At 42.4% G+C, this 25,198-nt stretch carries 17 protein-coding genes; 15 read left to right on the top strand and 2 right to left on the bottom strand.

What is annotated here, in order from left to right:
- Nucleotides 1–31 precede the first annotated feature (31 nt).
- The 10 genes from WC848_04270 to WC848_04225 all read left to right on the top strand — a co-directional run bounded on the left by WC848_04270 (nucleotide 32) and on the right by WC848_04225 (nucleotide 11,242).
- Nucleotides 32–571: a hypothetical protein gene (locus WC848_04270; GenBank protein MFA5961870.1), complete on the top strand. Its 540-nt coding sequence runs from the start codon at nucleotides 32–34 to the stop codon at nucleotides 569–571.
- A gap of 269 nt (nucleotides 572–840) precedes the next feature.
- Nucleotides 841–1,521 (top strand): 50S ribosomal protein L25, encoded by a 681-nt coding sequence (locus WC848_04265; protein ID MFA5961869.1) that lies wholly within the window; start codon nucleotides 841–843, stop codon nucleotides 1,519–1,521.
- A gap of 122 nt (nucleotides 1,522–1,643) precedes the next feature.
- Nucleotides 1,644–2,834, top strand: coding sequence for a hypothetical protein (locus tag WC848_04260; protein ID MFA5961868.1), 1,191 nt, complete (start codon nucleotides 1,644–1,646; stop codon nucleotides 2,832–2,834).
- 160 nt (nucleotides 2,835–2,994) lie between these two features.
- A complete protein-coding gene (locus WC848_04255) occupies nucleotides 2,995–4,299 on the top strand; it encodes a UDP-N-acetylglucosamine 1-carboxyvinyltransferase (GenBank protein MFA5961867.1) in 1,305 nt (434 codons plus the stop codon).
- An 11-nt stretch (nucleotides 4,300–4,310) separates the two neighbouring features.
- The gene (locus WC848_04250; protein ID MFA5961866.1) at nucleotides 4,311–4,763 is read left to right on the top strand and encodes an NUDIX domain-containing protein; all 453 of its coding nucleotides are present in this window, start codon (nucleotides 4,311–4,313) and stop codon (nucleotides 4,761–4,763) included.
- Nucleotides 4,764–4,773: 10 nt separating this feature from the next.
- The gene (locus tag WC848_04245) at nucleotides 4,774–5,781 is read left to right on the top strand and encodes a rod shape-determining protein (protein MFA5961865.1); all 1,008 of its coding nucleotides are present in this window, start codon (nucleotides 4,774–4,776) and stop codon (nucleotides 5,779–5,781) included.
- Nucleotides 5,782–6,012: 231 nt separating this feature from the next.
- The gene (locus tag WC848_04240; GenBank protein ID MFA5961864.1) at nucleotides 6,013–7,095 is read left to right on the top strand and encodes a glycosyltransferase family 1 protein; all 1,083 of its coding nucleotides are present in this window, start codon (nucleotides 6,013–6,015) and stop codon (nucleotides 7,093–7,095) included.
- A 1,027-nt stretch (nucleotides 7,096–8,122) separates the two neighbouring features.
- Nucleotides 8,123–9,238 (top strand): glycosyltransferase, encoded by a 1,116-nt coding sequence (locus WC848_04235; GenBank protein ID MFA5961863.1) that lies wholly within the window; start codon nucleotides 8,123–8,125, stop codon nucleotides 9,236–9,238.
- A gap of 192 nt (nucleotides 9,239–9,430) precedes the next feature.
- The gene (locus tag WC848_04230) at nucleotides 9,431–10,312 is read left to right on the top strand and encodes a hypothetical protein (protein MFA5961862.1); all 882 of its coding nucleotides are present in this window, start codon (nucleotides 9,431–9,433) and stop codon (nucleotides 10,310–10,312) included.
- Nucleotides 10,313–10,318: 6 nt separating this feature from the next.
- Nucleotides 10,319–11,242, top strand: coding sequence for an FtsQ-type POTRA domain-containing protein (locus WC848_04225; protein ID MFA5961861.1), 924 nt, complete (start codon nucleotides 10,319–10,321; stop codon nucleotides 11,240–11,242).
- Here WC848_04225 and WC848_04220 read toward each other — a convergent pair.
- Nucleotides 11,239–13,179 (bottom strand): glycosyltransferase family 39 protein, encoded by a 1,941-nt coding sequence (locus WC848_04220; protein ID MFA5961860.1) that lies wholly within the window; start codon nucleotides 13,177–13,179, stop codon nucleotides 11,239–11,241. The two genes, WC848_04225 and WC848_04220, sit on opposite strands and share 4 nt — an antisense overlap.
- Before the next feature lie 18 nt (nucleotides 13,180–13,197).
- Nucleotides 13,198–14,775: a glycosyltransferase family 39 protein gene (locus WC848_04215; GenBank protein MFA5961859.1), complete on the bottom strand. Its 1,578-nt coding sequence runs from the start codon at nucleotides 14,773–14,775 to the stop codon at nucleotides 13,198–13,200.
- 167 nt (nucleotides 14,776–14,942) lie between these two features.
- Here WC848_04215 and WC848_04210 point away from each other — a divergent pair, with 167 nt between their 5' ends.
- From WC848_04210 to WC848_04190, 5 genes are all read left to right on the top strand, one after another.
- Entirely contained in the window at nucleotides 14,943–18,497 is a 3,555-nt protein-coding gene (locus tag WC848_04210) for a DUF362 domain-containing protein (protein ID MFA5961858.1), read from the top strand.
- A gap of 19 nt (nucleotides 18,498–18,516) precedes the next feature.
- Nucleotides 18,517–21,756 carry a hypothetical protein gene (locus WC848_04205; protein ID MFA5961857.1) on the top strand — a complete coding sequence of 1,080 codons (3,240 nt, stop codon included), beginning with the start codon at nucleotides 18,517–18,519 and terminating at the stop codon, nucleotides 21,754–21,756.
- Nucleotides 21,757–21,818: 62 nt separating this feature from the next.
- On the top strand, nucleotides 21,819–22,118 hold the full coding sequence (locus tag WC848_04200) for a DUF5663 domain-containing protein (GenBank protein MFA5961856.1): 300 nt from the start codon (nucleotides 21,819–21,821) through the stop codon (nucleotides 22,116–22,118).
- Between the two features lie 102 nt (nucleotides 22,119–22,220).
- Nucleotides 22,221–22,703 carry a hypothetical protein gene (locus WC848_04195; GenBank protein ID MFA5961855.1) on the top strand — a complete coding sequence of 161 codons (483 nt, stop codon included), beginning with the start codon at nucleotides 22,221–22,223 and terminating at the stop codon, nucleotides 22,701–22,703.
- A gap of 22 nt (nucleotides 22,704–22,725) precedes the next feature.
- A complete protein-coding gene (locus WC848_04190; GenBank protein ID MFA5961854.1) occupies nucleotides 22,726–25,182 on the top strand; it encodes a type IV secretion system DNA-binding domain-containing protein in 2,457 nt (818 codons plus the stop codon).
- The last annotated feature ends 16 nt before the right edge of the window (nucleotides 25,183–25,198 follow it).

The raw sequence follows: 25,198 nt of genomic DNA, 5'->3' as shown, positions 1-25,198 counted from the left end.
TTACCAATTAATTTATAAATAAATAATAAATATGGATAGAAAAAAAATCATTATTCCCATCATTGCTCTCATAATACTTTTTGGCGGAGCCTTGTTTATCGCACAAAGTTTGAGTAATAAGAAGGCATCACTAAATTCTGATAAAGCTCTGGTGACGGATAATAACCAATCTCCTGCTAATTCTGAAAACTCGGGAAATCCTACATCTCCTGATGCTTCCACCATACAGGACGGTCAATCTGTCCCTACAAATTCAGGGGATTTATTAGTTAAGCAAGAACAAAAACCCGGCACGAAGACGGAAATGGGTCTGCTTGATAGTGTGGATGGAAAAAGCCTAACTTTGAAATTAGCAGATAAATTATTCACAGTCGGTATCAGTGACACCACTCCAGTTACAGTGAGTACTAATATGGGAAAGACTTTCGCGGGTCATCTATCAGATCTTACTGTGGGAGAGCTGGCGAAAGTTGTCTATTATGAAGATTCGAAAAAAGCTTCAGATATAACCGTTATGAAGATTGAATTGCCAGATGACACTAAGAAACTGATAGATCTGCCTCAGCCATAAATTAAGCATTGGAAAGCTTATTCTTTAAACACCTAGGAAGAGTTAGGTGTTTTTGAATATTTAGGAGAGGATATGTTTAATTATAAAAGTTTGACGAAACCGGTTTTTGTGCTAAACTGATTTGGTCCTCCTTTGTCCTGATTTCATCAGGACTACGGCGGGACACGGTGCTGAAATATTGTCCTTTTAGGCAAAGTTTGGCGTAATTTAATCAAATTAATCCGCTTGAGAGGCTCCGCTATGGCGGGGGTGGGTAGAGCGAAAACAAGATGGATAAAATCGCATTAGAAGCAAAAACGCGAGATGTTTTGGGTCGCAAGACTAACAAGGGCAGGAAAGAAGGTCTGATTCCGGCCGTGGTTTATGGCAAGGGAATTCCCGGGAAAAATATTTGGGTAAAGCTCCTGGATTTCAAACGCTTGATCAAGAAATCGGGAGAAAGCACAGTGATTGATCTCAAAATTGATGAGAAGGATAATCGCAACGTGCTAATTTATGATACGCAAAAAGACCCGGTGCGGGATAATTATATCCACATCGATTTTTTCCAGGTGCGGATGGACGAAGAAATTGAAACGGAAGTGGAATTGGAATATGTTGGTGAAGCGCCAGCTGTAAAAGAACTGGGGGGTGTATTGGTGAAGAATATCGATGCGATCGAAGTGAAATGTTTGCCGGCCGATCTGCCATCAAGCATCGAAGTGAATATTTCGAACCTCAAGACTTTTGACGATCGGATCACTTTGGGAGATTTGAATATTTCCAAGAAAATCGAACTGAGCATCGATTTGGAAACTGTGGTGGCGCTTGTTGCTCCGCCAAGATCGGAAGATGAGATGTCCGCGCTCGAAACTAAGGTGGAAGCTGACGTGACTAAGGTCGCTGGAGTAGTCAAGGAGACTGCGCCAGAAGCGGGCACAGAAAAGAAAGAGGAAAAGAAAGGAAAGTAGATGTGAAATTAGGCAAATTCAAAAACACTCTGCTCAAAAGGTGGAGTGTTTTTTTGCGCTTTTGTTTTTTGAAAAAAGTTGCTATAATATTTAATATGACTTGGAAAAAAAAGACAAAAAATTTGGTAATATTCTTAATTGTCCTATGGCTGGTTGCTTTTGACGTGCGAAGCTTCCGAGATATTGCCTTTGCAGCTGATGACGCTGATGATATTAAAGATGATATTGAGAAAGTGGAAGATAAAAAAGAAGCAGTTGAAAAGGCTCTGAGTGCCTCTCAAATTCTTCTGCAAAAAAAGAATGCGGAACTAGGAACAACAAAGACGCTACTACAAAAAACGCAAGAGGAGATCGCGCGCAAAGAAGCGGAAGTGACAGAGCTTGAAAAGCGGATCGCGCTGAATCGGGAGATGCTGAGAGACTATATGCAAGAAGCCTATTATGCCGATCAAGATCCATTGACTAATTTGCTTTTGGGTGGGGTGCATATTGCCGGTATGTCGGGTGATTTTGATCAGACGTTGAATGTTAGTGATAAAATAACCAGCACGCTGAGCGAAATCAAGACTAACAAGGCAGATGTCGAGCAAGCGCAAAATGAACTTGGCGCCAAAAAAGAGGATCACGAAAAATTGATTACCATCCAGCAGGGACAACAATATGAAATAAAAACCGATATCAATCAGGCGCAGGCGACATTGTCTGAGCTTAATGCTAAAATCGATAAATTAAAAAGCGAACTTTCTAGTTTGCTTTCTGAGTCGGTCAGCTTCAAAAACGTGATTGACGCAGCTAGTTTTGCGGCGAAAAAGACTGGAATCCGCAAAGACTATCTCCTGGGGGTGCTTGTAGTAGAATCTAATTTGGGAAGGTATACTGGCGGTTGTACGGCGGATAAGAGTAAAATGAGCAGTTATCGTTTGGGAATTTTCAAAACAATTTGTAGTGAGTTGGATTATGAATGGAAGAAAAGAAAGGTTTCTTGCCCACCGAGCGGGTACACGGGCACTGGTGGGGCGATGGGTGTGGCACAATTTATGTCGGATACTTGGGCGGGGTATAAGAGTTCAATTGCGTCAGTGACGGGGAATAATCCACCGGATCCGTGGAGTTTGACGGATGGGGTCGTGGCAATGGCACTCAAGCTGACAAAGGTTGATGGCGTAAAACAACACAAAAAATCCGCCGAAGCGAAGGCCTATTGTGTCTATCTGGCGGGCGGTAATTGGGCAAGTTATTGTGACTCTAAGGGTGTGAATTATGGGGAAAAAGTGCTCTATTGGGCGGATAATTATGAACGGGTGATGGAGTAAGTCTTGAACCATAATTTTTTTTTGATTTTAGGATTAGCATGATTTTATAAAAGGCGTGTCCATTTCGGCGGATACGTTTTTTTATGGTCAAGGTTGCCTCAAGAGCGGGCTTGGTATATAGTTATAGTATGGCAAGTCGGTAATATTTAAGGTTAAGCTTATGGAAACATTTGAAATTATCGGTGGGAAAAAGCTCTCAGGAAAAATTTCAGTCAATGGCTCAAAAAATGCCACCGTGGCTCTTTTGGCGACGGCGATGATAAACAAAGGAAAAACTACTCTAAGAAATGTTCCTCAAATTGAGGAGGTCAACCGTTGGGTTGAGATTTTGGAAAGTATCGGAATCGAGGTGTTGCGCAAGGGAAAAACAATAACTTTGAATCCACCGAAAAATTTAAAAATAGAAAAGATAAATCGAGAGGCAGCGCAGAAAACCAGAAGCGCAATTATGCTCATTAGCAGTTTGATTGGGAGGTCAAAAAAATATTTCATTCCTCAGGCTGGCGGGTGTAAATTGGGAGAAAGGACGATCCGACCGCACCTTTTTGCTTTGGAAAAATTTGGTATCATAATTAAACCAGTAGCAGATGGCTTTGAGATTAATAGTCAGGAGTTCAAACCTGCCAAAAAAGTTGTACTCTATGAATCGGGGGATACTGTGACGGAAACCGCTTTGATTGCGGCCGCCCAAAGTCCGGAAAAAACAATTATAAAAATGGCGACGGCTAACTATATGGTGCAAGACGTCTGTTTTTTCCTGCAAAAATTAGGCGTTAAAATCGAGGGAGTTGGAACTGGAACGCTGGAAGTTATGGGTCTTTCTGAAATAAATAAAGATGTTGTCTATGAAATCAGTGAAGATCCGATTGAAGCGATGTTTTTTATTTCAGCAGCGATTGTCACTAAGAGCAAATTGGTTATCGAAAGATGCCCAATTGAATTTTTAGAACTGGAACTTTTGAAGCTAGAAAAGATGGGGCAAAAATATACGATTCTCAAGTCCTATAAAGCCAAAAACGAAAAAACGAATTTAATTGATTTGGAGATATCGCCGTCAAAACTAAAAGCGCCTGAGGACAAATTGCACGGATTGCCTTTTCCAGGAATTAATATGGACAACCTTCCTTTTTTTGTGCCAATCGTCTCCGTGGCGGAAGGGAGGACATTGATCCATGATTGGTCTTACGAAAACAGAGCGATCTATTTTGTGGATCTTAATCGGCTTGGGGCAAAAATTTCCCTTTTGGATCCGCACCGAGCTTATGTCGAAGGACCGATCAATTTTAGGGCAGCTGAAATGATGAGTCCGCCAGCACTCAGGCCGGCAGCAATTATTTTAGTGGCAATGTTGGCTGCCCCAGGAAAGTCACTCTTACATGATGTCTATTCAATCAATCGGGGTTATGAAAATTTAGAAGAACGATTGCAATCGATTGGGGCGGATATTCGAAGAGTAAAAGAATAAAACTAAGCCAAATGAATAAAACGGAATTAAAATCAGGAAAAAATTATATTGGAGTAGGCGGAGGAGTCTTGATTTTTAATGCTAAAAAAGAAGTGCTTTTGATGAAGCGGGGAAAGAATTCCAAAAACGAAGTTGGTTGTTGGAATAAATTAGGTGGAGAGGTGGAATATGGCGAAAAAGTGATTGATATGATAAAGCGTGAAACGAAAGAAGAAGCAGGAATCACAATCAAAATTTGGGGCTATCTTCCACACAGTGATCACATCATCAAAAAGGATAAACAGCATTGGGTGGGTTTCAATTATCTGGCTGATGTGGAAAAGGGAACAGCGAGAAATATGGAACCGGATAAATTTGACGACGTGCAGTGGTTTGCTCTTGAAAAGCTGCCGAAAAAATTAGCTCAGCCAACCAGAGAATCGGTGAAGAATTATTTAGCTGGAAAATATATTAAGTTGAAATAAGGAAAATTGTATGCTTGTACGAAAAATCGGAATCGATCTTGGCACCGCTAATGTTTTAGTTTTTGTTCCCGGGAAGGGGATTGTTTCTAATGAACCATCGGTGGTGGCGATTTCGCTGTTGGAGAATAAGGTTCTGGCGATTGGAAATGAAGCCAAGGAGATGCTCGGGCGGACGCCTGATACGATTGTCGCGAGTCGGCCAATGAAAGATGGCGTAATCGCCGACTACAAAATCACTGAAGCGATGCTCAAGTATTTTATCAACAAAGTCAGCGGTCGGTTCCGACTTGTTCGTCCGGAAGTGATGGTTTCCATCCCGGCCGGAGTAACTTCGACGGAACGGCGAGCTGTGATTGATGCAACCATTCGCGCCGGAGCCAAAATGGCCTATGTGGTGAAAGAGCCGATTTTAGCGGCGATCGGGGCGGGAATTCCCATTAACAATGCGGCCGGGAATATGATTATTGACATCGGTGGTGGAACATCAGAAGTGGCGGTAGTTTCTTTGGGAGGAGTGGTTTCAGCCCACAGCGCGCGCGTCGGCGGCAATCGGATCGACCAAGCGATTGCGGACTATATCAAGCGAAAATACAGCCTTTCCATCGGGGACAGAACAGCGGAAGAGGTAAAAATTAAAATTGGTTCCGCGCTTCCGCAAGTCAAAGAAGATTATATGGATGTGCGGGGACGCGACCTCACCGGCGGACTGCCACGGACAGTACGTGTGTCTTCTAATGAAGTGACGGAAGCGATCCAAGATGAACTGAGAGAAGTGATCAATGCGATCAAAAAAGTGTTGCAAGAAACTCCACCGGAACTGGCAGCGGATATTATGGACAAAGGGATGGTGCTCTCCGGGGGCGGAGCGCTTTTGCGCAATCTTGATCAGCTGATCACTAAAACGATCGGGGTGCCTTGCTATGTGGCGGATGACGCGCTGTATTGCGTGATCAAAGGTATTGGGATCGCACTGGAAAATCTGGATATGTATAAGCGGACAATGATGCTTAGTAAATAGTATTCCTTCTCGCCCTTAGGGATAGCCTGCCTGCCGGTAGGCAGGGATGTCACGAGTACGTGACAGGTGAGGGCAAGGGTAATTGCTAAAAAATAAAAATGCTCCACGTAGGAAAGTAATAACTTTATCAAAAGCCCTTTCTCTCATCCCCGCCGCGGCGGGGCCACCTTCTCCCGGAGGGAGAAGGGGATATAAATATTACCAAAAATAAATTTATAAAATTATAAAATCATGAAAATCGGCATCGATGGCTCACGGGCTTTTTTATTGCAAAGAACGGGAATTGAGGAATATTCCTATCAAGTGATCAGGCAGTTGCGAGACAGATTGAAAGAACATCAAGTCGTTTTATATCTGCGCAGCTACCAAGAGGTGGATTTTTCGTTACCTTCTAATTGGCAGATCAAAAAAATCCATTGTCCGCGGCTATGGACTCAGATCGGGCTCTCGCTGGAAATGTTTTTTCATCCGATTGACGTCCTGTTTATCCCGGCGCATACGGCTCCGCTGATCCATCCGAAAAAAACCATCGTAACCATCCATGGTCTAGAATATGAGATTATGCCGGAAGCATATTCTTTTTTTGAACGGCTATATATGCGCTATTCGATCAAGAATTCTTGCCGCTGGGCGAAAAAAATCATCAGTGTTTCCAAGAACACTAAGCGCGATCTGATGAATCTCTATGAAGTTCCGGAGGAAAAGATCAATATTGTCTATGAAGGCTATGAAGATAGGACCGGTGAGTTGAATCTGGAAAATGATCAGGAAGAAAAAAAATTGCAACCTTATCTATTATTTATCGGGCGCCTAGAAAAGCGTAAAAATATCACAGGAATCATTGAGGCATATGATCTGTTCAAAAAGCAGACTGGCGCAAAACACAAATTAGTCTTGGGAGGAAAGTTTAGCTATGGCGAAGAGGAGATTAAAAAACGAATCGCAGAGTCGGAATATAAAACGGACATTATTATTACTGGTTTTGTAAAAGACGCGCGGAAATGGCAGTTGTTCAAAAACGCCGAGGTATTTCTATTTCCGACGCTCTATGAAGGCTTTGGGTTGCCTGTGCTGGAAGCACAAAGCCAGGGTGTACCGGTCATCACTTCCAATTCTTCCTCATTGCCGGAAGTGGCTGATGGCAGTGCTTTTTTGGTCGATCCAGCGGAGCCAAAAATGATTGCTGACGCTATCACAACATTGGTCCAGAATGAAAAAATGGCCAAAGAAATGGTCAGAAAAGGCTACGAAAACATCAAACGCTTCAGCTGGAAAAACTGCGCAGATCTGATTGCGACGGTTTTGACAGAGTAAAAAAGTGTCGTCCTGAGCGAAGTCCATACTCGGACGCAGTCGAAGGATCTACTTTTTGTTATTTGGGGATTACTTTATGTTTGTAAAACTTAAATTATCGAACGCAGATCCTTCGACAAGCTCAGGATGACATTTATTTATTACTATTGACAACTAAAATGGGGTGTTGTAGGATTTGAATATTGACAACCAGGAAAGGAGGGAGTTTATGCGCCAGCAGGTAGAACACTGAGCAGGTCTCAGTTATTGGTTGGGGCGGAGCTTGTGACAAAATAAGTCGCAACTCTTATCATAGTACTTTTTCACAGCGAGGATTAGGCCTCGCACACAAAACGCATTGCCCCGTCGGAATATTCCCGCGCCACTTGATGGGCGGGCATGTTGCGGGGAAACCTTCGGCGCCGGACTGTGTGCCGTAGCCGATCCCTTTTGACCGTTGAGCCGGAAGCGTGCTCGCGCCAGTATCGATGTGCTGGTGTTGGTATGTTTCCAAAGGAGGTCTGTTATGATTTTTAACAAAGGTTCCAGTGTGGGAGCTTCCCGCACCCTGCAGATCACGTTTGCCGCTATGGACGTGCTCCCCGCGGCGGGAGCAAAAAAAATGGTGAAGAATCCGGCGCAGTGCAGCTCAATTTCCGCGAACGCGTCCTAATATCTCGTACAGGGCCATAGGAATTTTTTTGAGCTGAGTAGCGAACACCCCCGCTTAAAAGTAGCTTGCATTGTCAAGCAACTTACTTAAGCGGGGTAACTTATTTTATAGACCCAAAAAGGTCTTTTTTTGTTGTTTGAGTGCAAAATATGGGGGTTTGTGGTAAAATTAGAATTACTGAAACCCACCTCACCCTACCCTCTCCTTAGTAAGGAGAGGGGACTGAATGCGGTGCAACTCTAGTTTGGGGAAAAATGTTGAAGAAAACCCTTCTCCTTACCAAGGAGAAGGTGGCCGGAGGCCGGATGAGGTGGATTTATTAGATAAATAAATATTCGTACATTCGTATAAATTCGTAATTCGTAGAGAATGCTTATGACCGAAACAAAAAACCTCAAAATTGCCATCGTCCATGATTTCTTGGTGGAATTTGGCGGAGCGGAACGAGTTTTGAAATCTATTGCGGAAATATTTCCTTCGGCGCCAATCTATACCTTGTTCGCAGAAAGAGAAAATTTCCCCCAGTGGCTCAAAGAGAAAAAAGTGGAAACTTCTTTTTTGCAAAAACTGCCAAAGTTTTTGCTTCGCCGGAAAAAATGGTTGCTGTTGTTTTTGCCGGTGGCGCCGGAAACTTTCAATCTGCGCGACTTTGATTTGGTCATTTCCAGTTCCGGTGCGTGGTCCAAGGGCATTGTGACGCGTCTGGACACGATTCACGTGGCCTATCTCCACAGCCCGATGCGCTTTGTCTGGGATATGAATGGGGAATATTTACGCCAGCAGAAAAAGAACCGAGCGGTCAATTTTTTTACACGTTTCATCTTGAACTACATCCGGATGTGGGATTTTGCCGCCGCCGACCGACCGGAATTTTTGATTGCCAATTCGCACTATACCAAAGAACGGATTAAGAAATATTATAACCGGGAAGCTAGTGTAATCTATCCACCAGTTTCCATTAACACAACTAGCGAAACTGAGGCGAAAGAAAAAAAATATTTTCTGGTTGTGTCGCGTCTTTCGGCTTATAAAAAAGTTGACGCAATAATCGAAGCGTTTAATAAACTGGAATTGCCACTGGTGATAGTTGGGACGGGCGATCAGGAAAAATATTTAAAATCGATTGCAGGAAAGAATATCAAATTTCTCGGTTTTCAGCCGGATGAAAAATTGCCCAAGATTTATGCCGGCGCACGGGCGTTTGTTTTTTCCGCATTGGATGATTTTGGGATCGCCCCAGTGGAGGCGATGTTATGTGGTGTGCCGGTATTGGCGCTTAGAAAGGGCGGAATAAGAGAGATTGTCCAAGAGGGAAAAACTGGAGAATTTTTCGACTCGGCAACCCCAGAATTGATTGCCGATTGCGTGCGCCGTTTTCGGGAAAATGAAGTTAGCTATGACAGGGAAATAATTAAGGCAAGCGCGCAAAAGTTTAGCGAGGAGCGGTTCAAAAGGGAATTGAGCGAGTTTATCGAAAGCAAAATTGGCTAGGTTTAGCTTTTGTGTCATCCCCGCGAAGGCGGGGATCCAGGTGCCTCAGGCTTGGTATATGGAAAAACGAGCCATTGGACGTGGAGCTAACTGAAACATAAAGCAAGAAGATTTATAATTCGATTTTCCAGAATTTAAAACTAGTGGAACCTGGATTCCCGCCTTCGCGGGAATGACACGGATTAAGTATTTATGCCAATCATTGGTAACAAAAAAATAATCGAATCATTGGAGCGGGCACTTGAGAAAAAAAATCTGGCGCAGAGCTATCTTTTTTGTGGGCCGGAAGGTCTGGGGAAGTTTTTGGTGGCCAGGCAATTGGCGGAAAAATTGACCGGTGGAGCGGGGGATGTGGTAAATCAGAATCTTTTGGTCATTGAGCCGGAAGTAGAAGAAAAAGACGGAGTCATCAAGGAAAAAGAGATAAAGCTGGAGGCAATCAAGGAATTGCAGAAAAAATTCAGTCTGACTGCTGCTTTTCAGAATTATCGGGTAGCAATTATCCGTAGCGCCCAGAAGCTGAATCTATCGGCACAGAACGCGCTTTTGAAAATTCTTGAAGAACCGCCCGCGCATACGATAATCATCCTTGTGGTGGAAGACGAAAGGAAATTATTGCCGACAATCATCTCGCGGTGCCAGATTAAACGGTTTAAGCTTTTGTCTGATGAGGAATTGGGTGAGTTGTTTTCATCTGATCTTTCCAATAAGGACGAACTGATTTTTTGGTCGCTGGGGCGGCCTGGTTTTGCGAAAGATTTTTTGCGTGACATTAAAAAACTAGAAGAGCGACGAGGAATCGTCCAAGAACTGCGTGACATATTTTCCGCTTCTGGCAACGATAAATTATTTCTTGCGGAAGCTTTGAGTAAGAACACCCCGGCGCTTTTGGAAAAAATGGATTTCTGGATTATCCTTCTTCGCAGTGCGGTCCTGGGGCAAAAGAACTTTCTGTCCATCGACCCCGAAAAAGCACTGAAGCTAATCGACAAAATAGAAGAGAGTGAGAAAATAATTAAAAATACCAATTCCAATGTGCGTCTGGTGGTAGAAAATCTAATCCTAGTTTTTTAGCTTTTCATGATTAGTATAATTAACAAAAAAAAGAGCAGACAAGAAACTGTTCTGCAACGAGGGAAGTCGAAATCATCCGGTCGGTGGCTGTATCATCTGGCAGCGTTTTTTTTCTTGGCAACCTTGATCCACGCCTTGTTTTTTGCGGATTTTTTGAATATTACGGAAATTAAGATAAGCGGATTGGATAAATTGGATGAGACTTCGGTCAGGAGGGTGGTCGATGACAAGTTGAGCGGAAAATACCTGGGCTTGGTGGAAAAAAATAATTTGATCCTGTTTTCAAAGAAAAATATCTCAAAAGAATTGATGGGAAAATTTAAGCGCATAGAGAGCGTTATGATCGAGAAAAAATTTCCTGATGAGATTAATATAGCTGTCAAAGAAAGAATCTTTACTATGCTACTGTGCAGTTCGGAAAAATGCTATGTCATAAACGAAAGAGGTGAGGCTTATCCGGCTGATAATTTTGACCAGGAGGAGTTGGCCAGTGAAAATCTGATTACGCTTATTGATACGGGCAATGCACAAGTCAGCGTGAATGACAATCCTTTGGAAGATAGCTTTTATCAATTCATATTGGATCTGGGTAGCGGGGTGTCTAAAGAGTCGGGAATAATACTAAAGCGTCAATATGAAACTCCGAGCCGGATGTCAGGGGACCTCAAGGTAGAAACAGAAGAAGGTTGGAAGATCTATTTCAGCGAGAGCGTCGGGATAGAAAAGGAACTATTGATGCTGATGACTGTTTTGGAGCATAAGATTGAAAAAGAGCAAAGAAGCCAGCTGGAATATATCGATCTGCGCATCGATAATAAAGTGTTCTATAAATTCAAAGATGGGGTTGAGCAGACGCAAGAGGCCGAAGCCAATCCTACTTCGGAGGAGAAGAAAGACGATAAGAAAGGAGAGAAGAAAAAGAAAGACTAATTTAGATTTTTCAAATCATCCGGGCTGACATAATAGATGAGGATAGAAGTGCCGACTTGATAGACGGGTTGCAATTTTTGGGTCCAGCGATAACTATCCTGGTCCTTTTTTGTTTTGTCATAGATACTGCCTTCGAGAAAATTAGTCGAAATGGCGTACCAGCCGGCTTCCAGCGGGCGCTTGGAGTCATACCACATCACATATTGATCTTTGATGTAATATTTAATATCCGCTCCGCCAAAATAGTCGACGCGGATTTTGTCAATCGGAATTCCGGGTGTTGGAAATGGCATGGCGATCGAATAGCAATTTGATGGGCAACCGACTTTTTGGTTAGGATCGCATAAAACTTGTGCGCAAGAATTATAATCATTGATCCAAATCCGCAGCCTTTTCAGGTCCTGCCCCCAATCAGCATTGGAATCAGTTACGAAGTGGTAGCCGTTTTTTGGTCCGCCGGCGATCTGGTTGAAGTAGGACATATAGAATGGGTAGGCGGTGACGGTTTCGATGATGAGTAACGCAGAAAAAACAAACACAGTCGAGAGGGAAACTATTTTTCCGGAAGCGGTCGGTCTTTTTTGGCAAAAATCAATCAATACTTTGGCGGTTAGGATATAGACGAAAGGCAAGACAGGAAAGAGGTGGCGAAAGCCGATATTGAGATTACCGGTGATGCTGATGTATGTATAGAGCAGGATAAAGAAGAACATCGCCAGAAGGTCAATGTTGTGGCGCAGATAATCGCGAAAAGCCGTGAGCCAGGGCAAATTTTCGGCGGATTTCTTGAAGCGTCCGATGAGGGCTTTGAGATTGTTCCAAAAAGCGATCAGGAGAGCGGAAAGCATCATAATGAGCATAATGAGTGGTTCTTTGAGAGCGAAAACTGTAGGGAAATAGGCAGGAAAAGCAGTGCCGGAAACTTGGCCCATAAAGTAGGCACCGTTGCCACCGGAAACTCTCTTGAAGACCATGGCGATGCCGAGGAAATAGGCCGAGAGCGGGCGAGAAAGTGTGTTCTGATTGAGTGCTAATAGAACTTTGTTAGTATAGATATTCTTGATATTGATATCGGTCGGGCTGAAATAATAATTGATCGTTTCGGCTAATTTTTCTTCCGGTATTTTATAGGTATTAAAAGCATAAAATAGCCAAACGATAAGAAGGGAAAAAGCAACAGCGATGAGGCTTTTGCCTAAGTATTCTCCCAGTTTTTTTAATTTGAAAAAGGCGGGATGTTTTTCGAAAGCATCAAATTTTTTCGTCAGCGGATAGATAATGGCTACTAGTCCAAAAATCGGAAAAAGCATGATGGAGGAGAATTTTGTCAACTGGACTATAGCCAAGAAAAAACCGCCAATCGTAACATTTTTCCAAGTCGGTTCTTTGATGAATTTCAAGAAGTAGTAGAAAGAAATCATCATAAATCCAGCAATGCCCAAGTCAGTCGTGACGAAGTGGTTATGGCCCAAAATATTGGGGTCAAAGGCATAGAGCGTGAGTGCCAAAAGTCCGCCCAATGTTCCGGAGAGTTCCTTGCCCCATTTGAAAATGAACAGGCCGAAGAGGAGGGATAATAACACGATCGGGATGCGTGACCAAAATATGATCAGATCGGGATTATTGCCTTCTTGCCAAAACAGATTATGACCAGCTTCCCATTGTCCATTGATGTCGGTGGTCCAGAATTTCTGGGTCGTGTCGAATTTCAGATGCATAAACAGAAGCGGTACGGCCGCGAGGTCTTTCAAAAGTGGTGGGTGCTCCGGATTGAGGCGCATATCATGCATCGTTAGATAAGAATAGCCGGCGGGGATGTGGGCGTCTTCATCAAAGATAGCTGTGTCCCACCAGGCATTGAGCACGGAGACGATAAATATGAAGGCAAGAATCAGTCCCACGATTAGTTTGTAATTTTTTTCCAGGAATTTTTGCATTTTGTTTGTGTTAAAAAATTATTCCATCGTGTAATAGCTCAGTCCATAGGAATCCTTGGTTTCTTTTAGCTCAAGTGTGGGGAATTTGTTTTCCAAATAATTGATTGCGTCATCATTTTTGTCGGTGAGGATGATGATAAAATCGTCAGATTTTGGTTCCAAATATTCGATCTGTCCGGAATAGACGAATTCCAAATTGGGCATATCCTGGTTGAAAAGCATGATTGGGATCCTTTGCATGCTTTCCGCCACGACAAATTTTTCTTTTTTGGTCGGTAAGGTTTTGAGATAATCCGATACGTCCATCAAGACATTCTCAAAAGAACGGGCCGTTTCTGGTTGTGAAGCCCAAAAGATATGATATTTGATGCTGTTGAAGAGTCCAATGAAAAGCAATAGTGAAATGATGATAAAGGTTGAGATTCCGCGGAAAAGCCAGGAATATTTTTTGGTGTGTTCAATAAGGTAATCGATTGTGATGGCAGAAAAGATGAAAACGACAGGGAGGGTGCCGATGGAGCGCAGTGCATGGGGCAAGCCCTCGGCGGTCATAAACTCCGGCGCAAGCATGATGAAAAACCAGGAAATTAAGAACATATAGAGATTCATTTTTTCACCGCGTTCTTTTTTAAATACGCGCTTGATAAGCAGGTGAAATAAACGGATGAGGGAATAAATAAAGCCGAAGAGAAAAGCGATGCCCGAAACTAGATCCAAGATTGGATAGGGGGGGTAGTTGTGGCGCCAATTTTGGTCGCCCCAAAAATTATACTTTACCAGACTCAAGGAAAGGCTGCGTAAAAAAGCTTGTAGGGGGTGGTCATTATTCATTTCCGGAGAAAGCACAGAGATAGAGGCGCTGCGTGACTCAAGATATTCGGGATGGATGTAGAAAGTATAAAGGATCGGAGCGGCAGAAATCATTGTAAGGGCGATGAAAATCAAAATCTGTTTCCAATAATTTTTTAAAAAACTTTTACGGGAAAGCAAAAAGCTCACAAGCATTACAATGAGGATGGCTGGTGCGATACGGAAAGCGATGTAGGTATGAAGGCCGATGCCGAAAACCAGTCCACCCAGAGCAAAATCCCACCATTTTTTCGTGCGCAGACCTTTAAAAAGAAAATAGAAAGCAAAAACCAAAACTAGTGGAAGCATATTTGCCCGGAAAGAAATACGGGAAAAATTGATCGCCCAATAGGACACAGCCACCAAATAGCTGGCGATAAGAGCGATACGCTCTTTTCTTTCTGCTGAAAAGAAGGGCGCGAAGAGTTCTTTGGTGAGTAGATAAGTGCCAAGGATGGTTAGTGTGCCACAGATAATCGCTGGCAGTATAAGGGACATCACACTGATGCCGAAAAGTTTGAAACAAAGCGCGACCAGATTCATAAATAGTCCCTCTCGGCCATTGTTGGCGGTGTAGAACATTTCATAGTGGCCGGAATTGTTAGCATTAACTGCGTCGATGCCATTGACGGCTTCGTCTGGATAGACGCCGGGCGGAGTGTGGTTGATATTATAAAAACGCAAAAAGAATCCCAGCGCGACGATCGCAAAAAGCATAACATAGATCCCGATCTTTTTTTTGTCCATTATTTTTGGCAAGCCAGAGTTAAAAATTAAAAAAACTTTTTACTTATTATGCCGTAAACTTAGTATAGCATATTTTCAAAGTTATCCACAGCGAAGTGATTTTTTTTTGGTAGCGGGAAATGTTTTTTTGGTGTATAATTTAGGCAAGTAAAAAATAAAATTTAATCATGGCGGAGAAGTCTGATCCAAATCAAATAAAGGGAAATACTGCAGAATTGGGTGATGAATATTTGCGCAAACGTGTGGAAGCTTTCGGATATATGGATAGGGCTAAAAATTCCCTGTCTTGTTTACGCATAGATGAAAAAGAAGCTTCTCAGGTAAGTAAGTGGAATGAATTGAAACGTAAAACTAAGGAGATCAGTCTAGAATATTCTGGAACGAAAGAAAGTCGGACAAAGCTTAGTGAGGTGCTTGAAAAGGCGAGAAAGTTGGATGCAGAGGTGGCAGAATTTTGTAAATATGTATCAGATTGGGAGAGTCGCACTGAGGAGGAAAAAATAAACGCAAAAAACGTAAAAATTAGCAGAAAAAAAATAGTTGGCAGAAAAAGTGTTGAAGGAAAAAAATCTAAGCAAAATGAAAAGACTAGCGGTAGAGAAATGATTAATAATGTAAAAGAAACTAGCCCCGATCAAGATCCAGACGTTGCAGTTGCTGGTGAAAGTGCAGCTGAGCAAAAAGACACAGATCCGACCAGAGCAACGGCGAGGCACACGATTCGAAAATTCGAAGATTTACCAGAGAGTTCCGGTCGCACTTATGACGAACTGAATGCGAAAACAGAGGAAGAAAGAATTGAAAATTTTAAAAGAATTTCTCGTGAGCTGTGGAGCGAATTTACGGTGCATGGGCTTATTAGGTTTGATGAGAAAACTGGTCAAATATATGTAGAAAAAAGATCTGACTTAGACGGTGAGAGCTTTCTGAAAATTTTAGAGTTAGCTGGAATGTCTGTGGATAGGAGCAAAGTGAACTTTGTGGCGCCAGGAGAAGCTTCTGATAGTGGACTTATTGGTGATACTTCAGGAAAACATGGTGTGATTGCCGAAGAAAAGGGTAAGCGCGTTACTTATGATCATCATAGCAAAGAATCAACGCGTGACACGTCAGCTACAAAATTCCTCTATAAAGCGTTAGTCAAATTAAAATTTTTCGATGATGACCAAAAAGCCTATTTAGATAATTATGTTAAATTTGTTACTAAATTTGACAATCTCAATTTTACACCTGAAGAAGAGGGGGAGATTTATGCAAATTATCATAAAAACCTCTATGGTTTAGCTTCAAAAATGAGCGTAGAGGATGTTTTGGAGTTGATAAAAAAAGGCACAAATCCAAATAAAAGCCTTCAGATGGATTATTTGAAAAGCCACACCTTTATCAATCCTAAGGATGGGAAAGCGAAAACTCTGGCTGAATTTAGCCATCGCCTAAAGGAGCAAAAAGACAATGGAGAAAAAGAGATTCCAAAACTGGGCAAGCGTGGTTTTGTGGTTGATACGGGAGATGATCGTTTTGGAAAAGTATTGATTGATACCATGAAGAAGTCCGGTAAGATGCAATGGCAGAATAAAATAAGCGGGGATAATGTAACAAAACAGCTAACGGCTTTTCAGGGAGGATATGGAGCGTTGATTACTTGGTCACCACAAGAAAATAAATTCTATGTTTCCACTAGACGCGAGATGAATGATGAGTCTATTCCGGGAGGATTTTCCCAGGGCATAAATGTGCGTGGACACTTACTGACTAACGGCGGGGGGAATGGTGAACCAGTAAATCCTAGATTCTTGCAAGAAATTTTAGGCAAACTAGCTGGTAGAGAAAATTTTCAGATCGAAGGAGCATTGAAAAAAGCAATAGAATTGGATGAAAAGAGTAAGGAGTTGCTGGATCTTTTTGATAGGAATAATTTGACGGAAAATGATTTGCGCAAAACCGCAGGAGAAATGGGAGTTTTGCTTAAGGATTTGCTGGAAGCGATGTTTAGTCAGAGAGATAAGCTCAATAGAGCGCTCGAAAAAAGGATAAAAAAATTACCCCCAAAACCCGCTCCAAACAGAGACCGTATCGCCATTGATTTTTTGCTAGAATGCCAAAAAAACGTGAAAGAAACGAAAGAGAACAAAATAATTATTGAAGCAGAAAAGCAAGAATTTTCTGAAAAAGAACTGAAATTCATGGCGGAATATGAAAAAGATGCCAGGTATATGCTAAAATTCATCACAGGAATAGACTATGTTGGACGATGTGGCTATAAAAAAGAGGCAGTTGCTGGTGCAATCATAACGGAAACTGAACGGTATTGGAAATTATTCGAGCAGGAAATGCTAGAAGAAGGTTGCTTTAAAGATTCCAAAAGAGTGGGACAGGTAATTGAAAAAATCAGAAGCAGTCTTGGAAGTGCACCCAAGCAGTTGGAAAAAAAATTAAAGGACGATGCGGTTTTTCCTGTCGCCGAAACATCCTCGGAGGCTATTCCCGATGGACGCATCCCAGAGCAAATATTTGACATCAAAAATAAGGAACAGCAGATCGAAATGATCAAAGAAGGTAAAGTGTATTATGCGGAACTGCTGGGTCGAGAAAAAAATTTGGAAACAGCTTTTGCTGAATTCGAAAAAAACAATCAGGAACTTCTGGAGGGCTACAAGGATAAAGATGTCTTGCTGAAGGTCAATTTTGTTGATCCTGATAGTCCTCAGGCTTGCACTGCCCCTGAAACCGTAAAAAAAATTATCGAGATGATAGGCAAGTATAGACCGAAAAAGATTTATGTCGGCGATATTCCTTCTACGATGGGGAAAAAAGGAAGAAATTGGGATGATTTGCAAAAGATCTATAGAAGCAAATTGGGATATGATTTTGGCTCTACCGCTGAGCTGATTAATCTGGAAGAGTTGGAAAATGAAACCATTGAAGCAGGAGGTAAAAGTTTTCAAACAAAGAAGCTGGATGGGTTTGGAGGGATAATTAATATTTCTCGACCAAAGATGCATGGGGAGTTTGGTTTTACGGGGTGCACTAAGAATCTGATGGGATTCATGACGCAGGATTCTAGAGACAGTAGTATTCATATGTATAAAGATAAATATGACGCAAAAGAGTCGAATGCAAGACTGAGTAATTTCTCTGAGGCGATGTTGAAAAATCGTCCAGATATGATCAATATTACTGACGGAACTGATTTCGTTGTTGGTCATGAGCATCTGGGAATACCAAAAAAGACCGATTTTGCTCTGGTGAGTCGCGATCCTTTTAATTCTGACTATGAGATGCTGAAGCTTTTGGGCCTAAATAGGGCTAGAGTGTCATATCTTGAGAATGAAACATTTGCTACGGTCGATGGAAAATTAAAGGGTTTGATGAAAAGGAGTAAATTATATCCTTCCGAACTGGAAGAGAAAATAATGCCATATTTAAATGCGGATGGGAAAGAGAGTGCCATAGCCGTGATCAATGATCCAGAATTTTTAAACAGTCCGGAAACAAAAGAAATATATGTTGATACTGTAATGAAAATATATAAAGCTCAATTTGATATTAGTTATCCGGAAAACAGACAATGCTTGAATGCAATGGGCGCGTATTTTTCAGGAAAAACTTTTGATGATGTTTTTACGAGCGAAGTGTTTAAGAAAAATAGTCCATATAATAATAGTAATTTTCCCGAATTTGAAAAAATGGCTATCCAGTGGGTAAATAATCAAAATATTTAATCATTTAATCATATTTAAAATGAAACTTGAAAATCCTTCCGCAATAGTAGACGCGGAGATGCAAAAACAAAAAAAAAGAAGAGAAAAGAGATTGGAAAAAATCAGTAACTCTAGTGCTGAAAATCTTTCCGCCGAAGACCTTGAGCTGAGAAAAAAGGAAATTTATCAAGAAGGTGATGCGTATGTTGAGAATAATGTGGGCGAAGGGCAGTTTGAGTATCGCGTAACGCCAGAATCGAGGACGAGCGTATCGGAAAAAAAACTCACTGATGACGAGTATGGTGAATTACAAGCAAGCTTTATTGATAAGCTGCCTTCAAGTGAAGCGGGAACATCAAGCAAAAAAAAGATTGATATCGAAGAAGTCGGTGTAGTTGGTAAAATTGCAGATAATCCAAAACAGGCGGACGAAATAGAAACATGGGAAACGCTTAAAAGAAAAAAAGAGGCAGCTGTTTTGGGCGGGGCGGTTCAAGAGCGGGAGAAAAAAACGATGGGCAGAGTATTTGGCGAGAAGAAGACACCGGAAGTCGCAGGAACCAACGAAAAGCATAAGGATCGAGCAGCGGCGGGGGGTAGGGTGTTTGGAGAAAATAAAGACGCTTTTGTTATGGGACATGCCGAGGAAACTGAAAAAACAGAAGCGATGACGGAGCAAGAGAAACAATTAGAATTGCTTCAATCCTTGGTGGCGGAAAAAAGAAAGGCTTATGCAACGGCCGATTATAATTCAGAAACGCTCTTTTCTAAAATTAAGGGTGTATTGGGATTAAAAAATGAGCAAATGCCGACGAATGCCAAAGATAATTTTGCCTTTCAACAGTATCAAGGGGCATTAAATGAGTTGCGAAACCTGCAAATTCAAATGATGCGGGATAAATATGCCAACATTGATGCCTTACCACCGGAAGAAAAGGCCGCTAGGATAACGGAAATGAAAAAAGAGATGGGTGATATGGCCACCTATTTTGGCGTTTGTGAAAAGCTTGATTTAGCGGGAGCACGGACGGACGCGCGGACGGAGGCGTGGTCGGAAACTAAGATGGGTAGGCTGGGGAAGGGGGCGCTAGACTGGAGTGCTAAGCGGATTAATGATTACCGCACAATGGATCGAAAGAAAAAAATAGCTATTTCAATCGTCCTTCTTTCCCTGGGAGGTGTCGGCGCATTTTCTGGATCCGTTGGAGTTATATCAGCCGTGGCAGTTTCTAAAGGAATTCAGAGGTGGCTTGGTGGAGCAGCGCTTGGTGCCGGAATAGCTACGAGTCTAGAATCGCGGTCAAGAACTAAAGTCAATCAAAAAGCGGAAAAAAACAGAGGGGCTATTTTGGAAAATTCGGAAGCCAGTTGGCAAGAACAGCTTCAGGCACTCAACGAATATTGTGGTAACGAGATGAGGGGTTTTCATGAGAGTTTGCAGGATGAAAAGTATGGTGCAACGAGAAGGAAGTTGCTTGGGGCTGGCGTGAGTGTTTTTGTGGGTTCAGGAGCGGCTGCGACTCTTTTGCGAGAGGGTTTTAGTTGGGTTGGTCACACTGAGACTTTTGGGAAAGTAAAAGATGTTGCGACCGATCTGTGGAAAAGTTCGGGAGTTGGTGGAATTGTTGGCGCTGGAATTGAGAGTATAAAAGCGCATAATCCTTTTGGCTCATCCGGTGGGACTAGTGCTAGTGAGCACGGACTAAGAGATACACCAGCTTCGAAGCTTGGTTCATCGGCCAATGGGATGGAAGAGAAGTTTGGAATGGATGAAAAATTTGGACCAAAAGGAGCTCCTAGTTCTTCAGTCGAAAATGGATTAAAGAATCATCCGTCATCAAAATTAGCATCAAAAATAGGGGGTATGTATGATGAGATGGCTGATAAGGTTAAGGGTGCTGCGAATAAGTTTGAAAAAGATTATCTTCAGGGTACTTCAACACCTGACAAGGCTCCATTACATCCAACTGAAGCTCCGGCCCATGCAGGCGCGTCTGATGGTGATAGATTTCATAATGCTGAAGCGGGAGAACCAACTCCAAGCCATGAATTTTTTGATAGTGGTGATGTTAAAATTCCAAAAGGTTCTAGTATTGAGCGAGAGATTATCAAAAGAATGCAAGAATTAAAAATCCCCAAACCCGAGGCAGGAAAATATGCACACAGAATGGTGCTTAGATTTATTGAGGAGAGTCATGGTCAAACTACTCTTGAAAAATTAAATCTCGTTAAACCAGGAGAAGTTATCAGATTTAGTATCGATCCAAACAATCTGGATAATAGTAACATTGCAAATTTCAGAGGCATTGCTGGTCCGCAAGTTGACATTTCGCACGCTGGAGGAGTAGCGTTGAATGATGCTAGAATGGATTCGATAACTGCCCAGATGGAAAATGAAGCAAGGGAGAGAGAGTTTAATAATCATATTGTAGGCAGCGAAGGTCGCGCGGCAGCAGTAGACGCGAAAATAAGCGCGGCAGCAACGCAGGAGGAAATCAGTCGAGGATATAACAGCGAAATAATGGGTGAGCATACTATGAATAGGGCAACGGAAAATGTTTCGCCTGGCAATCTCGAAAGCATCGAAAGTAATCTTAGGGACGGTGCGAGAGGCGCAGGAAACAGTGCGGCTGACTTTGCTGACATAGAAAGTCAATACGAAAATGTCAATAGCCCGCAACTAGGCAAGGATAACTCAGTCGCTGATTTTTCTTCTATGGAAAGTCATCCCAACAACATACCGGACCACAGGGATGTGTCTCCTGCCAGTCTTGATAGTATCGAAAGTGATCTTGCTAGTGATGATGTGGCAAAGTTTTCCAAGTTAGAAAGTCAAATCAGTGATCGGCTTGATGCACAAGGAATCGAAATGCCCCTAACTGAAAAGTTGAACATTGAAAAAATAGCCAGCATATTCGACAGTCATGTAGGTGGGGGCAATGATCTTGCTAACCAAATTGTGGAAGCGCGAAATCTGACCGGGGAAGACTTTAATGAGGCTTATCGGAAAATTTTTGGTAACATTGCTAACAATATTCTTGGTGGTAACGTGGCTGAATCGTTTGAAGCTTTTAGCAATATGAATGCCGAGGACTATCTTGATGCCGGTTATGATCACAATTCGAAAATTACAGAATTGATTGACTATGTTGGGGGGCGTTTTGGTTCGGGTATAACCGAAGCAACTAATGGCGAGAGTATGAAAAAGTGGGTGTTTCGAATGATTGACAAAATGTTAGAATCTGGTGGGGTCAGTCTATTGGATGCTAAACATTCATAAGCATTAAATTTAAATTTAAAAATTAATTGTACTCGTCGGATTATTCGGCGGTAACCAAAAATATGACAGACCAAGCGCAATTGCAAAAAGAACTGTTGGAGGAATTGGGGCTATCCAGCCTTCCGGAGGATAAGCAAGAAGAAATTTTGATTAAAATGACTGAAGTGCTTTTGAAACGAATATTTGTGGAAACGATGGAAAAATTGAGCGAGACGGATCGCGAGGCCTATGAAAAGATGGTGGATGAAAAAAATGATCCAGAAAAGATCGGCGAGTTCTTGAAGGAGAAAGTAGTGAATTATGACGAAATGGTGCAGAAAATTATCATAGCTTTTAAGGAAGAGATGAAAAAAGTGGGATAAAAATTCTCAATTTAAAATGACCAAATGAAATAATTATAATTTAAAAATTTGTTGTTTTAAATTTTATTTCAAATTTAAAATTTCAAATTTAAAATTTAGTTTATGCTTGAACCAATTGAGGAAGGTGACTTGGATCTGAAAAAAAAGTTTATTGAGGGCAGTGCTAGCGTGGAAAAGTCAGCCATGCCAAGCGTGCCGAAAAATGATTTGGAAATTAAATTAGCGCCGGAACTAGAGCTATCCAAGATGCCCAATATCGCGCCGACACCGGAGGCAGTGGAAAGAAAAGAAGGGCAAATGGAAAAAGACGATACCTATGCTAAAATTCTAGCTAAGGTGCAAAGTCCCGTTGCCGCAGTGCAGAGTGACGTAACACTTGATGCAAAAATTGCCAATGATGAGGCTGATTATGAAAGCAAGTTGACTAAATTGGTAGAGATGGCTGAGGCGAAGGGTATTGTGCACGCCGTGAAAGTGGCACAGCATATGGAGGAGAATTATCTTCTGGACGAGTTGCATGACCGACTTTTGGCGACGGATCTCCATGACGCGTTAGTTAAGAAGGGAATGATTACGGAAGCATAAATTAAATAGAAAATAAAAACAAATGGATTATTCAGGATTAATCAATATCAGCCTTTTAATTTCCGGCATAGCCACGCTCATTAGTGGTGCCTGGCTCGTTGCATCTAGCTTTTTGAGTTTTCGTGCTCAGATCAACCAATCGATGAATCTGGATCTGGACGTGATTCGCGTTTCCAAGATCAACAAGAGCGAAGAAGAAAAGACAAAAGAAGGTGAAAGCTGGAAAGGGGAGATTGGCGCGATGGAACAGATGCTCACTGCTTTTTCCTCGATCCGTGATACGCGAGGCTTTTTCAAGAAAATACTCTATGGCTCGCCGGCGATTTCGCTGGAAATTGCTAATTCTTCCAAGAGCGAAGAAATAGTTTTTTTTATCGCTGTGCCGAGAAAATTTCGGGAAAATATTGAAAAACAGATCCATAGTTTTTTTCCGTATGCTTCTTTGGAGAAAACGACTGATTTTAATATTTTTTATCCCGGCAGTAAGACGGAGGCATCCATCATCAAGTTGAAAAATGATTATTCCTTGCCAATCCGGACCTACGAGAATCAAGAGATGGATCCTTTGAATGCGATTGCCAACGCACTGAGCAAGCTCGATGCGGTCAGTGAGGGTGCGGCGATCCAGCTGGTCTTACGGCCAGCCGGAACGGCTTGGCGGGCGGAGGGCCGGCGCATCGCACATGAAATGCAACAAGGCAAGCGTCTTCGTGATGTTAATAAGTCATTTATGGGTAAAGTTGGGACTGAACTGGGATCGGCAGCATTGTCTGTTATTACTCCGGCCAAAAAAGACGATCCATTGGGGGACAAGAAGACAGTTCAATTGACACCAGAAGAACAGGAGCTAGTGAAGGGGATCGAAAAGAAAGCATCAAAGACTGGCTTTGAAACAAATATCCGCTTGGTTGCCTCAGCAGCAACGAGCGAACGGGCGCAGGAAATTTTGGCCCATATGGAAAATGCTTTTGCGCAATATGAAAATGGCGATGTTAATTGTTTCCAAGTTAAAAGAAAGAATAAGAAGGTGATCGCCTTTGATTTCATCTTTCGTAATTTCAAATCGGAAGAAAAGATGATTTTGGGGGTGGAGGAGATTTCTAGTATTTTTCATATCCCGATTTCCACAACGGAAGCGCCAAAAATAAAATGGCTCAAATCAAATGCGTCGGCGCCACCGATCGGAATTCCTACGGAAGGAATCTTGATTGGCTTTAATGAATATAGGGGAGCAAAAACTAATATCCGCCTAACGGAGAATGATCGTCGAAGGCATCTCTATACCATCGGTCAGACCGGAACTGGTAAGACTACTATCTTGCAAGAAATGGCAAAACAGGATGCAAAGGAGGGGCGGGGGTTTTGCTTTATCGATCCGCATGGCGATGCAATTGAGGATATTTTGGCTTGCATCCCGAAGGAAAGGGCTCAGGATGTGATTGTGTTTGATCCATCCGACGTAGAGCGGCCGTTTGGACTTAATATGCTAGAGTGTGATCCGTCGCATCCGGAACAGATGACGTTTGTGATTAATGAGATGATCGGGATTTTTGATCAACTCTATGATTTGAAAGCGACTGGTGGGCCGATGTTTGAGCAGTATATGCGCAATGCGATGTTTCTCGTGATGAGCGATCCGGAGTCTGGTTCGACGCTGATGGAGATTTCCAAAGTGATGGCAGATGAGGAATTTCGGGCGATGAAACTGTCAAAATGTACCAATCAAACGGTGGTGGATTTTTGGACGAAAGAAGCAGAGAAGGCCGGTGGTGAGGCGGCGCTGGCCAATATGGTGCCCTACATCACTTCCAAGCTGACACCATTCATTTCCAATGATATGATGCGCCCGATCATCTCTCAACAGAAAAGCACGATCAATTTTCGAGACATCATGGATAATAAAAAAATTCTGCTCGTGGCCCTTTCTAAGGGAAAAATTGGTGAAATCAATGCGCGGCTTTTGGGCATGGTGATTGTGGGAAAAATTCTTATGGCGGCGCTAGGGCGCACGGATACGCCGGAAGATGAACGAGTGGATTTCTATCTATACCTGGATGAATTTCAGAATGTGACGACCAATTCCATCGCGCAAATCCTCAGCGAAGCGCGAAAATATCGGCTCTGCCTCAACATCGCTCATCAGTTTATCGCTCAGCTCAAAGAAGAGATATCTAAGGCGGTGTTTGGCAATATCGGTTCGATGATCCTTTGTCGGGTCGGTCCGGAAGATGCGGAATTTTTGGAAAAGCAAGTAGCGCCCGTATTTTCACGTGATGATTTGGTGAATGTGGATAACTACAAAGGTTTTGCCAAGATTTTGATTGATGGCGTCCTGACTAAGCCGTTTAATATCCAAGGTTTTCCACCGACCAAGGGGGATCAGGAAATCGCTAACGCAATCAAAGAGTTGTCCCGCCTAACCTATGGTCGGGACAGACATATCGTCAACCAAGAAATTATCGAACGAACGAGGTTTTAAGAAATACGCTTAAGGA

Source organism: Parcubacteria group bacterium (assembly GCA_041659505.1).
Taxonomy (GTDB): Bacteria; Patescibacteriota; Minisyncoccia; order Moranbacterales; family UBA2206; genus UBA9630.
Note: the sequence above shows the minus strand (reverse complement) of the source record. Positions and strands in the feature narration are given on the sequence as shown.